The organism is Wolbachia endosymbiont (group A) of Hylaeus communis (genome assembly GCF_947251915.1).
In the GTDB taxonomy this organism is placed as follows: domain Bacteria; phylum Pseudomonadota; class Alphaproteobacteria; order Rickettsiales; family Anaplasmataceae; genus Wolbachia; species Wolbachia pipientis.
The window spans coordinates 959445-974895 of the sequence record NZ_OX366396.1 but is presented as its reverse complement, the minus strand read 5'-3'; the positions used below and the strand labels follow the sequence as shown (position 1 = coordinate 974895).

General features: G+C 35.3%; 10 protein-coding genes and 3 pseudogenes. 7 read left to right on the top strand and 6 right to left on the bottom strand.

Annotation, left to right across the window (positions count from 1 at the left end):
* Positions 1 to 936: 936 nt before the first annotated feature.
* A complete protein-coding gene (locus OPR52_RS04855) occupies positions 937 to 4188 on the bottom strand; it encodes an OTU domain-containing protein (RefSeq protein WP_265037888.1) in 3252 nt (1083 codons plus the stop codon).
* Entirely contained in the window at positions 4185 to 5522 is a 1338-nt protein-coding gene (locus OPR52_RS04850; protein WP_265037784.1) for an IS110 family RNA-guided transposase, read from the bottom strand. Before OPR52_RS04850 ends, OPR52_RS04855 begins: the two co-directional genes overlap by 4 nt.
* A 590-nt stretch (positions 5523 to 6112) precedes the next feature.
* Here OPR52_RS04850 and OPR52_RS04845 point away from each other — a divergent pair.
* Both OPR52_RS04845 and OPR52_RS04840 read left to right on the top strand, forming a co-directional pair.
* The gene (locus tag OPR52_RS04845) at positions 6113 to 6349 is read left to right on the top strand and encodes a hypothetical protein (protein WP_265037886.1); all 237 of its coding nucleotides are present in this window, start codon (positions 6113 to 6115) and stop codon (positions 6347 to 6349) included.
* An 83-nt stretch (positions 6350 to 6432) separates the two neighbouring features.
* Positions 6433 to 7455 (top strand): annotated as a pseudogene (locus OPR52_RS04840) (phage terminase large subunit); the annotation flags it as partial.
* Positions 7456 to 7950: 495 nt separating this feature from the next.
* Here OPR52_RS04840 and OPR52_RS04835 read toward each other — a convergent pair.
* Positions 7951 to 8970: an IS110 family RNA-guided transposase gene (locus OPR52_RS04835; RefSeq protein ID WP_265037747.1), complete on the bottom strand. Its 1020-nt coding sequence runs from the start codon at positions 8968 to 8970 to the stop codon at positions 7951 to 7953.
* A 118-nt stretch (positions 8971 to 9088) separates the two neighbouring features.
* Between OPR52_RS04835 and terL the strand changes: the two are divergent.
* A pseudogene (gene terL, locus OPR52_RS04830) lies at positions 9089 to 9520 on the top strand (phage terminase large subunit); the annotation flags it as partial.
* A 457-nt stretch (positions 9521 to 9977) separates the two neighbouring features.
* Here terL and OPR52_RS04825 read toward each other — a convergent pair.
* On the bottom strand, positions 9978 to 11027 hold the full coding sequence (locus tag OPR52_RS04825) for a class I SAM-dependent methyltransferase (RefSeq protein ID WP_265037880.1): 1050 nt from the start codon (positions 11025 to 11027) through the stop codon (positions 9978 to 9980).
* 101 nt (positions 11028 to 11128) lie between these two features.
* Here OPR52_RS04825 and OPR52_RS04820 point away from each other — a divergent pair, with 101 nt between their 5' ends.
* Together OPR52_RS04820 and OPR52_RS04815 are read left to right on the top strand one after the other, a co-directional pair.
* A complete protein-coding gene (locus OPR52_RS04820) occupies positions 11129 to 11500 on the top strand; it encodes a hypothetical protein (protein ID WP_406833382.1) in 372 nt (123 codons plus the stop codon).
* A complete protein-coding gene (locus OPR52_RS04815; RefSeq protein ID WP_007549418.1) occupies positions 11501 to 11785 on the top strand; it encodes a DUF2610 domain-containing protein in 285 nt (94 codons plus the stop codon).
* Positions 11786 to 11791: 6 nt separating this feature from the next.
* On the opposite strand, the gene dapD is transcribed toward OPR52_RS04815, so the two are convergent.
* On the bottom strand, positions 11792 to 12622 hold the full coding sequence (gene dapD, locus OPR52_RS04810; protein WP_264722843.1) for a 2,3,4,5-tetrahydropyridine-2,6-dicarboxylate N-succinyltransferase: 831 nt from the start codon (positions 12620 to 12622) through the stop codon (positions 11792 to 11794).
* A 75-nt stretch (positions 12623 to 12697) separates the two neighbouring features.
* Between dapD and OPR52_RS04805 the strand changes: the two genes are divergently transcribed.
* Positions 12698 to 13126 (top strand): zinc-ribbon domain-containing protein, encoded by a 429-nt coding sequence (locus tag OPR52_RS04805; RefSeq protein ID WP_007549510.1) that lies wholly within the window; start codon positions 12698 to 12700, stop codon positions 13124 to 13126.
* A 102-nt stretch (positions 13127 to 13228) separates the two neighbouring features.
* Positions 13229 to 13909 (top strand): ribulose-phosphate 3-epimerase, encoded by a 681-nt coding sequence (gene rpe, locus OPR52_RS04800; RefSeq protein ID WP_264722842.1) that lies wholly within the window; start codon positions 13229 to 13231, stop codon positions 13907 to 13909.
* A gap of 143 nt (positions 13910 to 14052) precedes the next feature.
* Here rpe and tnpC read toward each other — a convergent pair.
* Positions 14053 to 15400: pseudogene (gene tnpC / locus OPR52_RS04795) on the bottom strand (IS66 family transposase).
* Between the last annotated feature and the right edge of the window lie 51 nt (positions 15401 to 15451).

The window sequence follows — 15451 nt, the reverse complement described above, 5'->3', positions numbered from 1 at the left end:
TGTATTTTAATATAAACTTTAGTCTAGTAAATTATCGTTGCCAAGCCAATCTTTTTCTCCAAACCTTACCACTGCACAACAGGAAATTTCTTGAGAGCCAAGTATGATATTTTCATTCTAATAATTAATTGTAAAACACTTTTACTTACGAAAAAATAGACCTTGCTGTAACTAAAGAAATTCCTATTTTAGTGCCACAAAAATTTGAATTATTGACTCTTCCTAAGATTGCAAAAAGGGTCGTATATTTGTGAGAACAAGCCGCGTAAAAATAAGATTATAAAAATAGAAGATTTAAATTATTTTCATAAGCTTAGGCAAAATAGTTCGTATGTAGATGTGGGTGAAATGGGCTAATGTGGTTAGTTTTAGCGTATAATGAAACTACCATATAAAAAAGTTCGTATGTATCGTTTGGTAGTCCAACACATCCCAAAACAAACTCTTCTCACGGCCCTTGGTTTTGAGCGCTGGAAATGGCTGTTTTATTTAAGTTCTTAGTAAAATACATTAATAAATCATTATTACTCCACTTGCAAATGTATAGAATGCAATTCTTTTTATTAATACTTGTATAGAAATATTCCAAACTCCTCTACAACTTTTTCTGACTAAGGCCACTATGTTCTACAATAAATATTTGACATATACAGCGTATCTTACGTTTAAATTATCTGACATCCAAAAATCAAGGAAGGCATTTTTAATGAAACATAATCACACATATGGAACGAACAATTTGAGGTTTTTTATAGTTAAGAGATCGTTATTTATTGGAGTAGTATCAGTCTGGTACTGCATGATCACTCAACATAAAAACGCCGCAAAACTATATAGAATTTATAAACCTACTACCAGTGACATGGTAGGAAAACGAAATTAATATAGTATTCCCTACCACACACTTGTAAAACCTTAATAAAACATTGAAATTTACTACTTACCCTTAGAACTACCTGCAGAATTAACCTGAACTATGTTAAGGGCTTCTGTTATTTTAGTAGATACTCCATCTTTTTCAAGATCTATATCTTCCATTTTTTTTAATTTCTCTTGTTTATCTTTTAACAAATCATTCAGATTCTTGTGCATAGTGTCATCTCTTTCCAAAGACCCTCTTGCCATTACTATTGCACCTGTCAGTACTTCACATTCTTTTATTTTTAATTCTTTATAGCTATCCTCATTTTTGAACTTCTCATTATGAACCGCATCAAGAAGAGTGACAATACTACCAAACTTACCCTCACGAATATACTTCCTAATTAGTGATTTTTCTGCCTCATAAAAAGCAGTTCTTGATGTTTTACCACCTCTTATTTGGTCGTCACCTTTCATTAGGTTATTTTCCACCCATTGTGTAATCAAGTCAGGGTTATTATTATTCACTGCATCACATAAGAAATCTGAGTGTGCTCCTTCAAATGCCACCTGTAAATTACTTTTACGTTTTTTCATATAACCTCCTTTATATATATTTTCCTTAATACCTTTTCCTTTTAAGCGTTGTTCAATATCACTGACACCGCCTTCTCTTGGTAGTTTTTCAATATGAGTCTCATCGATACCACCTTCTTCTGGCGGTCTTTTAGTATCACTTTCCTCTATAATGATACTGCTTGCTTCAGAAAAAGACTGATTTTGTTCTTGATATTTTTCAAGTGTTCGATTTACCCAATCATCATTTAGTACTTCTCCAATTCTTTCGTGAAATGGCGCATTAATATAGTCTTGCTGTACTAAATCTATAAAAGACTTTAGTATCTTTTGCATTCCATTTCCTAATCCTTCTTCCACTGCACTTTCCATAAAACCATCCTTCAAGTACCTGTATGGCACTAGATGAATAATAACATGAGAAACAATTTTACTAGATAGTATTTTTCCTATTAATTTATTAGCCATTCCTGAACGAAATATTGCTTTATCATTATAACCTTTTGCTTCATTTATTTTTAACCTTCTATATTCATCTCCTTCTTGTACTAAATATTCTGCTTCTCTTATACCACCAGCAGAAGGATATACTTTGATAGCATCCCCTGCCTCTCTTCTTGGCGCTAATACTCTTTTTTCCAACGGTTTAAAATCAAATACTTCATACAAATGTTTTGCTACATGATTATAAAGAACATCATTTAGATTATTTTTATTAATCTTCCCATTATAATTACCTAAATCTTGACTATGTGTTCTAATAGTAGAATTACACTTTTCATTATAATCATCCAAATATTTCTTACTTTCTTTTTCATTGATATTATATGAAGTAGTTTTTAGTAAAGAATTTAAAACACTCAACGCACATGCTGTTCTCTTTACTATATATCCTTCATTATTCACAATTCTAATACGAAGATTATAATCTCCGACTATCTCTTGAGTGATTTCGTCATGTAGCAATACACTAAACACCTTTGCTTTAGGTTCTTTTGCATCGTTTTGGCTCTCATATAAACGAATTTCTTCTGATAGAGTATTACCTTCTTCAGGAAAAGCAGCATGTATGTCTTGATTAAACATAGTTAATATTATTCTGGCAACTCCCTCACACATTATTGTAACAGTGTTTATATCTTCTGCAGCTAATCCATCAGTTAGATAATCAATTCCATGGCTTATGTATTTTCTAAGTCTTGCATTAAAATCAGAGCGAGCTTTTTTTATTTCTTCTTCTGTAAAAATTTTTTTGCTATTAATGGCTTCTATAATCTCTTTATCGTATATTAAGTGATATTTTTTACGTTGTCCTTTTTTAGTTTCAGTCGTGAGTTTAAATTCATCATATTTACCAGAAGAAATAACCTCTTTCTCTTTAAGATTATTATACTGTTCTTCTGTCAAACACAAACCTTCTCTGCTCATTACTAGTGGAGTCATAACTTGTTCTACCATGTTTTTCACATATAACTCGTAGTCACCTTCTGCTTTTATTACACTTTCAATAGCACTCTTTACCGAAGAATATGATATAACATGACGCATTTGTTTTGTAGAACTTCCCAATACCTTTGGACGTCCTACTACAGCGATTTTAGTATCATCTTTACTATCAACTATAATATCTACTAGCACATCAGGACTCATCTCTATTCTAAGAAGATTTTCTAAAAACTTATACGCGTAAGCCTTATCATGTCCTTTAGGTATATTTCTTCGGGCAATTGGTGTAGAAGCACGTACAGGAGAAAAAAGACTACGTGAACCAAAGCCCCTGATTGATGCTACAAATTCATTATATGGACATTTCAACTCTCTAGTAAATTCTTGCTTTTCAGAAAATGATTTACAGACTAATTCTCTATCATTCCCCTTCCTTTCTTTTCCTGTGAACATTTTATACTCTTGAAACACAAATGCTCGTTTTTTCCCTTCAGTATCGCTATCAGGTAGTTTGTTTCTTACCAATTCCATCTCTTCTTCACTGAATCTTGAGTCAGGACTGTTTATTCTATAAGAAATAGTATAGCACCTTACAATTTGTTGACCTTCTGAGTCTCTTTTATTAGTTAAAACAGCAAACTTCAAATTTCTTTCTTCAACGCAGTCTTGATTATTGTAACGACCTAAATAAATTACTTCAACGTTCCCAAATATATCAACAAAATGCGAAGATTCGCCAAGGTAACCTTCGATCTTTTTTTCAAGATCATTAAGAGGCTCACCACTTCCTCTGTCGTTTTGTTTTCTCAATATTGGAATAAAATGACCATGGCCTCTATTTATTATGTGTATAGTATTTTCCTCATTATAATCTATGTTGTCCACATTCTTAGAACCTTCTTCACTATTTATGATCTGATTTGTCCATACCTCTTTTCCATCCACAACATGTCTTTCCATAACATACAGTTTTACACCATACTTTCCACAAAGTATTCTACCTTCAACTTCGGAATCACCCCATCTATTGTTATTTAGAATATTTTTTGCATAAGAATCTGGAGTTTTCCTACGCACTACACCATTATTGTCATAACTGTTAGCAATAGCATTTATGAACCATTCTGGTGGGTTATTTTGTGCAAACTCTTTACAATATTCTCGCAGTTCCTCAACAGCAGCGCTCATTCCTAATTGTCCTAGTCCTTGCTTAAACGAATCAAAAAAACAGTTTCCATCTGTAGTTGCTTTTCCTACACGAAAGCCTGGAGGCAAAACTGGCTCATTTACTCCTAAGAAACTCACTCAACTAACTCTTCTTGTTGAACTAATATGTAGCCAAATTCGCTCGCTTTTTTGATCAAATTTTTTACAGTTCTATCTTTATAGCGTGTTTCATAGTATTCCATTCCTTTTTCTACATATTCCTGTCCGTATTTGAGCATACTATAAAATATGCATGCCATTTTTCTTGCAGTAGCTGTTATTGCTTTTGGTGCTCCTAGTCGTTTTTTCAATCTTCTGTAGTATGCACCCAACGCACTTTTACTATTTCCTACAGAATGAGCAGCTATTCGCAAAGCATTTGCAGCACGGTTAATGACTTTACGTGTTCTTGTGTTAAACACTTTTTCCCCTGTAACTTTATTAGCAGGACTGAGTCCCAACCACGATGAAAAGTGCTTTTCTGTTGGCCATTTACTATGGTTTATACCAACTTCTGAAATTATGGTTTGTATACTTAATACATCAAATCCAGGAATTTTAGTGAAATCCATACCAGTTATTCGGTGCAGTTCCTCATACAAAGCAAAGCTTGGCTTACTTTTGCTATTTTTATTCTTTTGCTTACTTAGCTGTTTGCTTTCACAAGACTTTGTTTCAAACGTTTTATAATAGGCTTCAATATTTCTATCACATTCTGCTATTTTTTCTTGATAAATATTATATAGTTCAAATTCTTGCTTTAGCGTGAATAAGTGTTCCTCTCTATAGTCACCAGCTAACGCTTTTGCAATAGTAGACTGATCATTTTTCATTCGCACGTCCCTGAATTCTGCCAATTTTTCAGAATCTCTTTCGCCTTCAATTATAGCTTCAATGATTTTCATACCAGTTATCCCAGTAATATGACTAATAACCTTGTGTAATTGTATATTCATTTGAATTAATGCCTTCTGCATACGCAGAATATGTGTAGATGCACTTTCAGTGAGATTTTTGCGTTGCCGCACGTAACTGCGCAATACACACATCTGATTATCTGGCCTAAACGATCCATGAAGCAGTCCGTAGCTATGCAGTTGTTGGAGCCATTGGCAATCTTGAACGTCAGACTTCCTACCAGGTACATTCTTTACATGCCGTGCATTTACCAATCTTACCTCGAATTTGTATGACTTAAGTATTTGAAATAAAGGAATCCAATATACTCCTGTTGATTCCATAGCTACTGTTGTAACTTTACACTTTTTCAACCACTGTGCTAAGTTATGAAGGTCTTCAGTAAAGCAGCCAAATTTCTGAACGCGTTGTTCATCTCTTCCTTCAGGTACACACACATAGTGTACAGCTGAACCAATGTCTATTCCTGCTGCATTAGGATTCACTATTTCTAATTTACTTTTTGCTTTTTTCATGGTAACTCCTACATATAATTTGTAATAGGGAAACGCTTCAGCTTGGAACGGTTGATAGTACAATCTCCTAACCGAGGTAGTCTAAATGACTCCATCAATGATTTGACCGTTCCTTCCAAAACCATGCTTGCATACGGGCACTTAGGCACCATTGAAAATGTCGGTCATAACTGCAAAGGCGCTCCCTGTACAACTATACTTGAAAACTACTAAAAACTTAAATTTGTGTGTTTCTTTCTGATTTGACAGATTTCGTCTGTTCGATGCTTGCATAACCATATAACAAACTTTTATTGGGAATAGAAACGAAAAAACTTGCTTGACAAGCCTTGCCAGTCCCCTTATCATGAAACTGAAGCTATTGTATTTGCTTTCGCCAATCTGCAGATTAAAAGGTAAGGATTACTTAATGTATCGGCGTCTTATGTTCAATTTTTTGCAGTATATAGATACTGTATGTCTTTACAAAACTTCATCTACATCTAGATTTTTATCTAAATAAGCTGAACGCGCTTATAAAGCGTTACAAGACATCAAAAAATGCCAATACTCGACAGAGATAGTAAAAGACTAGCTAACTCGGGGATTCTTTGTCTTTTTTTCTGCTTAGTAAACTTCTTAAACATTTGCAGCGTAAGTTAGTTGCAATTAAAAGCAGCTTAATCTTGCTTGTCAAGCGTTTAAAACATAAAAAACGCCAATATTTTAAAGCGGATAATAACCACGGGGCTTCTTTTGCCTTTTTTCATTTGGTAAATTTCTTAATATTTATAGCTAAACAACAACCGTCATCCCTAAGTATCCCGCTGCTTGTTAGCGGGATCTAGAGATACCGCGACGTCTCACCTATAGCCTTCAGTGCTCCTTTTTTTGTCATCCCAGCGTCACGCGCTGGTTTCAACATTATATCATGAACTTTCTAAAATTCATTGAGTTATGCTTTCAAACGGTAGTGCCGGGGTGTGAGTATAACGATTATCAGTATATAAAAGTCATAGCAGACAGGCTGGAAGCAGCGAGCGCTGGTGAAGTGAAACGAATAATATTCAATATGCCTCCGCGTTCGATGAAGTCCATATGTGTAAGTGTTGCGTGGCCCGCATGGATACTGGGAAACCAACCAACTGCGAGAATAATAGTTGCAAGTTATTCTCAGCGGCTCAGCGAAAAGCACTCGCTCGACACCAGGTGCGTGATGCAGTCTAGTTGGTATAGAGCGCTATTTCCAGAGATAGAACTATCCAAAGACCAGAATACCAAATATAAATTTCAAACAGTGCAGAGAGGATACAGAATCGCAACATCAGTTGGTGGAACACTAACTGGTGAAGGTGGTGATTTTATCATTGTGGACGATCCGCTCAGTTCTGCTCAAGCTTTGAGTGAAACGCTTAGAAAGCGTGCCACAAACTGGTTTGATCAGACTTTAGTAACCAGGCTGAACGATAGAAAAAAAGGAGTCATCGTTCTTGTAATGCACAGGCTACACCAGGAGGACTTAACTGGACACCTTCTCTCCAAGCCAAAAAACATATGGCATCATATTTGTTTGCCAATGATTTCTGAAAATAAGCAGGTTATTTATTCAATCAAAAAGCCAATACCTCCTGTTCCTATCATCCGAGTAGCTCAGCACTGTGCGACCAGGCGATTATATAATAAACCAGCGTCACCTGTAAGGATATTATATTCAAGAGAAGAAGGTCAGTTGTTATATCCCCTCGATGGAGGAAAAGAAGAAGTTGAGATAATAAAAGCTGAACTTGGGAGTTACGCTTTTGCTGCTCAATATCAACAAAACCCTCTGCCGCTTTCAAGTGGTATAATTAAACCAGAGTGGTTGAAACGCTATAAAAAATTTCCTGATAATCTCTCGCATATAACACAAAGTTGGGATACTGCGGTTTCAACAAGTAACATGAGCAACTTTAGTTCCCTAATTGCATGAAAGTCAATAATAATTTTTTGTATCATGAAAAATATTTTTTGATGTAAAATTCAGCTCTAATACAACCTTTTATTTACTATCGTATTATCTTATTCAATCAAAAGGGGTTTTATTGGCAATAAAAACACCAGCACTAAATTTCTAATTAATCCCTTTTAAATTATGCAGCCAATGAATATGTGGATAAATACGCCACACACATTTAAAGTATTTATCCACATATTCATTAAGCTTATAAAAACTAAGGTATCATTCTTTCCCTCCATAGTCTTAATATAAGTTAAAATAGCATGCTTCCATGGTTCTCTCCGCGGTCTGATATGGCTAATTTGTATTTTAGCCAAGCCGCACTATACTTGTTAGGCGGAAGTGGACGGCAACATGTGTCTTACGAAGTCTATGCTTCAACCTAGGATCTTGCTTATCCCTTCCATCGGCATTGCTATCTTTACTTTACATCAAATTATCTACTTTTTGCATTTATTGATAACAAAATTCTGTTTTACTAACCAATATCCTATGCATAATTACAGACAACTTCCGCGCTACGGCAACAATTGCTTTCTTCATACCCTTCTTTTTTGCAAGCCTCAATCCCCAGCTTCTCAATTTAAATTTCCTTTTACATTTTACCAGTAAGACTTGTGCTGCTTCGTACAACACATTCCTACATTCTACTGGTCCCATTTTTGATATACTTCCATGCCGATCAATCTCTCCAGAAGCGTACTGTCTTGGGCTCAATCCCATATAGGCTCCAACTGCATAAGATGTTTCAAACCTATATGCATCATCTATCGCAGCTTTGTATGTCATTGCTACTATAATACCAACTCCTGGAACAGTAGTTAATAATTTACAATCCTCATCTTTTTTACCTTGCTCTGAGAGCATTTTGTCAAGTTTTCTTATCGATTCTTCTATTGTTTCTAAGCTATGTACTAATACTTCAATTGAGTTCTTGCTAATTTCATCTAGCTCATTAATTATTTCTTGCACTTTTAAAACGAAACTTGTAGATCTGGCACGCTGATCAATTTTTATCCCGTATATTTTTAATAATCCTCTTATTGTTCCCTCAATTTTCCCTCTGCTACGTGTTAATTGTCTTCTGCTTCCAAGCATTATTTTAATCTGACAAGCTTCATCTGACTTTACTAATACCTCTTTAAATAGCCCAACTCTCATCATTTGTGCTATACCTCTTGCATCATTTTTATCATTCTTATTGATTCTTGCAGACAATGCTGCTGCCATATGCCTTGCATCTACACAAGTTACTGGCAATCCAAATCTCCTCAATTCTTTGCACATTGATATTGATAGTTGTCCACTTTCTATCCCTATTGCTTCATATTTTTTGCTTTGACTAAGCAAATACTCCGCTATTGTACTGCTTTCACTTACAATAACTTCTTCTTTAACAATTTTTCCTTTCTCATCAATGATACTGATAAAAGTTTCCTTGAGTGAGACATCTAATCCACTATAATATTTCATGAGGCTGCTCCTACTGTAAAAGTTTAAATTATTTTTGAAGAACTAATTCTATTGAACTTGTTACTTCGTGCTAAAATAATGGAGTATGTCTCTCCATCATTCAATAGCAATTACAGTATGTGTCTGCACCACCTGGGCAAAAATAGATAATAAATTCTATTTACTCGACGTATATCGCGCAAAGCTTGAGTATCCAAAGCTTAAAGAACAGGTTTTGTCACTAGCTGCAAGATGGACGCCACACGCAATTTTAATCGAAGCAAAAACAAGTGGTCAACAATTGGTGCAAGAGCTAAAGACAAACAGTGATTTACCGATTATTGAAATAGTGCCACATGATGACAAGCTCACTCGATTTCATCAAATTGTTCCGATTATAGAGTCTGGCAAGGTTTTTCTGCCACATCAAGCAGTATGGCTGAACGATTTTGAGTATGAGATTTTAATGTTTCCTGAAACTCGACACGATGATCAAGTAGATAGTACCGTGCAATATCTCCAGTGGGTGAGAAACAGTACCTCCAGGGTTGCAGCTATACGAGCATTGTGATTTGAGTCTACCAGTACTGGGATGACAGCTAGGAGACAACCGTCATCCCGCTTCTTGTTAGCGGGATCTAGAGATACCGCGAATGAATCGCGGTATGACGTAGGACTGCTGTTATTCCAGTGTCTGGGCACTGCCGTCTTGGATGGAAAGGCTGGATCCAAGTAGTCAGCTACTCGTATGACATCTTTGTGTTTGAGGCAAAACCAGCTATAACATTTCTTCGCAAACAAATGTTCGTACAGTTGTGGGTCGTGCACAACTCTATTCCTATAGTGAGTAGCTCCCTCCTATCTTATTTATATCATATTTTTAACTTACCCAATAACATAAATTACTTTAGCTATGCTATAGCTAAAGTGGCTTAGGTTTACTTACAATTTGAAAAACAACAAATTCGTCATTCCGCTACTCGTTAGCGCTGCGGCGGTATGATGTAGGGAAACCTTTCTTGGGTTAGCTATATCAATAGCATTGCTTTAAAAAGAGTGCCCATATTTTCAGTCAACCTTAAGAATTCACTAAAGATCCTATTCTTTTGTTTATCACTTGCGCTTTTCATTAAAGCCTGGGTTCTTTCTTTTATGCCAAAAAGATATAAAAATTCCCTTTGAGTTAAAATCTCACAATCTACATGCTTTAATGAATCTCTTAACGCTTGAAAGTTCACAAGTGCGGTAATATCACTATTACCAACATTCTCAAGAAAATTAGCATACTTATGTTGTTTTATCGATTGCAAAGTGCTCTTATATGCGGGGTATACATAACCGTAATCTACAATCAAAGCAGCTCCTTTATTATTATATATCTTCTTCTCAAGTTTTTTTAATATTTCAACCCCAACTGAACATATTTCCACCACTGCACCATTAAAAAATTTTCCATTTGTCATCTGAGTAGCTGACACTGGAATCCATGATTCTTTTTTTCTGGATTCCAGTGTCACGCACTGGCATGACACCAAGAGACTGCCATCATCTTGTTTTGTCACCATATTTTCATACCACCCCTCATCATGATATACAAACTGATCTATCGGAAGAGCGTCAAAGAACTCATTTGCTAAAAAAATGGTTGGTTGTTCTGGTAGGTTGTCAATATTTTTGTGCCAATTAACATCTAAGCTTTTTAATTTTTCCTTTTGTATCTTCCGTAAAGTAGGGCTTATTTCAACTAAGTGGATCAACATCGAATTAAAAAAGCTGCTGTATTTTTTAGTGACTCTTATTATATCGTGAATGAGTGTTCCTTTGCCTGGCCCAAGTTCAACTAGAGAAAATTTTAATGGCTTTCCTAATTTTTCCCATGTATGCATTATCCAAACTGCAATTACTTCACCAAATAATTGGCTGATCTCAGGTGCGGTAGTAAAATCACCATCCTTACCAAGCGGTAATTTACTTGTATAATAGCCGTATTTTTCATGGTACAAAACGGCATTCATGAAATCACTGATGGATATTGATCCTTGACTTTTGTCAATTAATTCGTGTATATAAGTGAGCATGTTATTAATAAATGTTTAACTATAGCGTGCCATAATATAAAATAGTAGAGTATTTATATATATAGTATACACTTAAGTTTGTGAGTAATAGTGCTTCAGTTATGGACGACAAAAACACCGATTATGTTGCCCTTATAGCTCAAGATGATAGTATTGAATACAAATTTGAAGAAGCTGTCAATTTTATAGAAAACAAGGTTATAAATGCTGATGGGCTAACTTTAGCGGAAGTGTTTCAAGTGCTAGTTCAAATGCTAGATGGTGATCTAGCATTGGTAAAAAAAGTACTAGCATATGCTAATATTATGGCAAAGTATGGAATGAAGGTAGCAAAAGAGTCGCAATTAAGCAGAGCTGATGTTCGCCGAGCTTTGGAAGGTAGAGAAAGTGTTGTCAATAGACAAGATTTTATAAAGAAACCACCTCTTCCACCTGCTATAAAATCGACCAAAAAGAAAAGTAGAGGTCTTTAGATGGCTGAATCTATAAAAAAATTTACTGTACAATGTGACTTCAAAGGACAAAGTTCACCTTTTGCAATATACATAGGAAATCCAAAAAGTGATGCTCATCCAATTCATCATCAAGATTCCTGGCTTGTAAAAGAACGTGGAGGGAATATTCCTAATAAAGTAAAAGAAAGTCTACAAAAATTATATAAACTATCTCAAGAAAATGGAGTCTCTTTCTCAGAGTTATGCGCGTATGCCATTACTGTGGTTAGTAACAATGATAAAAAAAGTGACGACAAGCAGTGAGATAGTTTAATCCCTCAATATTTCATTTATAGAGATTTTCGATCTCGTCTTTTCATCCACTTTTTTTACTATGACTGCACAATAGGTTAAAATATTATTTTTAGATGGAATAGACCCTGGTACCACTACAGAATAAGGTGGCACTTCGCCGTAAAATACCTTGCTAGTTTCTCTATCAATAATCTTTGTTGATGCCCCAATAAACACGCCTATGCCAAGGACTGATCCTTCTCTCACTACCACACCCTCGGCCACTTCGCTACGTGCTCCAATAAAGCAATTATCTTCTATAATGACAGGTGAAGCTTGAATAGGCTCAAGAACTCCACCTATTCCCACTCCACCGGAAATATGACAGTTTTTTCCTATTTGCGCACAGCTACCAATCGTTGACCAGGTATCTATCATTGTTCCTGAATCAACATATGCACCAACGTTGATAAAACTTGGCATTAGAACAACATTTGTACCTATATAAGCAGATCGGCGAACAAAACACCCAGGAACTGCTCTAATTTTTAACCGGCGAAATTTCTCCTCATTCCATTCACTAAACTTGTTACCGATCTTATCAAACCAGCAATTAGTATTATCTATTATTTTATTTTCTTCGGTGAGAAAATGTAATAATATTGCCTGCTTTATCCACTTATGTACTACCCATTCTCCACTTGATAGCTTTTCTGCTACTCTAATTTTGCCACTATCAAGGAGCTCAATTACCTCTTTAATTGCTATTCTTGCTGTTTTCTTTAGATTACAGTCATTAAATTTTTCTCTATTTTTCCAAATATCTTTTATCTCACTCTGTGTTTTTTTTAGTTGCAAACCTTCCATTTGTTATATATATATTGATATTAAATTTGTAGCTCTGTATCATTTAAGCTTGTTACTACTTTATACGTAAGTACTATGAAAATACAATGTTATAATTGTACTAAGACTTACTTAGTATCTCCTAAGCAAATTGGTGCGTCTGGAAGAAAGGTAAAATGTACGCACTGCAATCACATATGGCATGAATATCTAGAAGAAGTGTCAAACAAATCGCACTCTGCTAATATACAGGAAAAAAAAGTTAGTGGAAGGAATTTTTTACAAAATCTAGCATTTACCACTCTAGCTTTTGCAACAGCTACAGGGTTATGCATTGTAATTGCTAATGGCATCTTTCCTAGAGAGATGAACAAAGCATACAAAACGATCAGTTCATATAAGGATTCAATAAGCTATAAATTAGGGTACAAAAAAGAACAAACGGAAAGTCCAAATGTAAAAAAACTTGCTGTAAATAAGTTTTATCAAGACTACCTTTTTTTATCTAATTTAAGATCTAGTTAAATAGGCATACCGATATCGGTATCCAGCTTCTCTAGCTACTTAGATGGTGTTTAGGGTGACAGAGTTTAAAAATAAGTTATTTTTTAGTAAAAAAGGCAGCTCATGAGTATTAAAATTGCACCTTCTATACTTTCAGCAGACTTTGCAAAATTAGGAGAAGAAGTAAGAAAAATTAGCGATTTAGGTGTAGATTACATACACATAGACGTTATGGATGGGAATTTCGTTCCAAATATTACAATTGGTTCTAGCGTTGTCTCTGCAATACGTAAATACAGCAATCTTCCTTTTGATGTGCATTTAATGGTCAAATCTCCTAGTAACCACATTGAAAGCTTTATAAATGCTGGTGCTGATATTATCACTGTACATGCAGAAGCAGAGATACATCTTGAGAGGTTGATAAGAAAGATAAAGTCATACAAAAATGTAAACGACGCAAAAAAACCGATTCAAGTTGGAGTTTCAATTGTTCCTTCAACTTCTCCAAGTGTGCTTGAATACATAATACATGAGCTAGATATTGTGCTGATTATGACAGTCAACCCTGGCTTTGGAGGGCAGGAATTCATTCATTCACAGTTGAACAAGATATCTACTATAAAAAAAATGATACAAGAGCGTAACCTTAAAACACAAATTTCAGTAGATGGTGGAATTAACTTTTCTAACGCAGCTGATATAATAAAAGCAGGTGCAGATATTTTAGTTGCGGGATCGGCGATATTCAAGGCTGAAGATATTAAGAAGGCCGTAAACGATCTTAAAAATCTATTGTTGTGACCCTATATAGCTAAAGTGGCTTAGGTTTACCTACAATTTGAAAAACAACAAATTCGTCATTCCGCTACTCGTTAGCGGAATCTATGCTGAGATACCGCGGCGGTATGACGTAGAAAAACCTTTCTTGGGTTGTATCCGTTCAGCTAAGCGGTGTGAGAGATGATAGATAAGAGGTTTTGGAAAGCCCATTTGTTTCCATGTCAAGTATAATGAAATTATCCGTTCAAGTTCCCCACTTCGATTGGGTAAAATATGAATTTTTGCGATAAACGACATAATGCCGTATCTGCTGTTCAGCATGGTTGTTTGTCAGCGGAATGTTTTCTGGGTCATCTAAAAAATTCCACATTATTCTTTCAGATTTCAAAATATTTTTTGCAACTCGAGAAGCTCCAATTGCTTCAGGTAAACGGCTTCAAGTAATACCTTGTACGTTTTCGCAATTTTCTGGCACGTCTGGTAAATCTAAAAACATCTATCTCATTTTTTAGCAAGGCCTTTTTTAGTGCAAATAATTCAGTGGCTACGTTTCTTAAGTAACAGCCCAGAACTTTAACTTCAACTATGTGCTAATCTTTCAAAATCTCTTGATAAATGTGCCCAACAGATTTGCCTGTTCTTATCGGCAAAGTAGTTGTATGCTGCGTACCTGTCGTAAGCTATTGCGATTGCAGAACTTACTATTTTGTAAAACCTTCATTCCTCTTGACTCTGTCAATTTTATAAAACTTGCTGTATTACTGGCAAACATCCAGCACCAACCAAGTTTACCTTTGTTATAATGGCTCGTTTCATCGATATGCAGAACTTCACTTTTACTTACTTCTTGCTCGATTTGCTCATATGCTTCTTGGCATTTTTCTGCAACTCTAGCCTCGCTATTTGACACGCTACCAACACTGATGTCCAGGTTGAAAATATTTTTTATAATATTTGCTACTTCTCTTTTCGAGTTCTTGTAAAATCCGCTCAGCGCCGCAATTGTTGACTTAACTTTTGGACCAAATGTATCCGCAGTAACACCTTCTGGTAGCCTGCTACTTTTTCTTTTTCCACACTTGCAACAGCGGCCATTGGTATTCCACAACATAAGGCTTAATTTCTGGCAAATCAACTTTTTGATGAATGTATGGCTCTTTCGATATCGCAATTTCTCCTCCGCACTCGCAAGAACTCTATTTTCACCACTTCATCTGCTTCCATTTTAGGGCGATACTTTCCTTCATGCCCAATCTGTGCCCCTATTTTCCTGTCACTTTTTTTCTTTTTCTTCTTTAGCTTGTATAACTCTTTTGAGCTCGGTATCGATGAATTTTGTGAATTCAGACCTAGTCTTTCTTTCAATTCAGCATTTTCGATTCTTAGCGCCTTATTCTCAGATCTAAAATTTTCGTTTTCTATCTCTAACCTCTTTATCTCTGCTTTTAGTTGCTCTATCTCTATTTTAAAGCTTTCACAGAGCTTGAGAAGACTAGCTAGTAGATCAGACATATTTACCACACATACTACTTGTGATATTATGTTTTTAGCACTCCTTGTCTA

Excerpts from the sequence above, each read along its gene's own strand:
- OPR52_RS04850 (WP_265037784.1), bottom strand. The coding sequence starts at position 5,522 with ATGAAAAAAGCAAAAAGTAAATTAGAAATAGTGAATCCTAATGCAGCA.
- OPR52_RS04835 (WP_265037747.1), bottom strand. The coding sequence starts at position 8,970 with ATGAAATATTATAGTGGATTAGATGTCTCACTCAAGGAAACTTTTATC.
- OPR52_RS04825 (WP_265037880.1), bottom strand. The coding sequence starts at position 11,027 with ATGCTCACTTATATACACGAATTAATTGACAAAAGTCAAGGATCAATA.
- OPR52_RS04820 (WP_406833382.1), top strand. The coding sequence starts at position 11,129 with ATGGACGACAAAAACACCGATTATGTTGCCCTTATAGCTCAAGATGAT.
- OPR52_RS04815 (WP_007549418.1), top strand. The coding sequence starts at position 11,501 with ATGGCTGAATCTATAAAAAAATTTACTGTACAATGTGACTTCAAAGGA.
- dapD (WP_264722843.1), bottom strand. The coding sequence starts at position 12,622 with ATGGAAGGTTTGCAACTAAAAAAAACACAGAGTGAGATAAAAGATATT.
- OPR52_RS04805 (WP_007549510.1), top strand. The coding sequence starts at position 12,698 with ATGAAAATACAATGTTATAATTGTACTAAGACTTACTTAGTATCTCCT.
- rpe (WP_264722842.1), top strand. The coding sequence starts at position 13,229 with ATGAGTATTAAAATTGCACCTTCTATACTTTCAGCAGACTTTGCAAAA.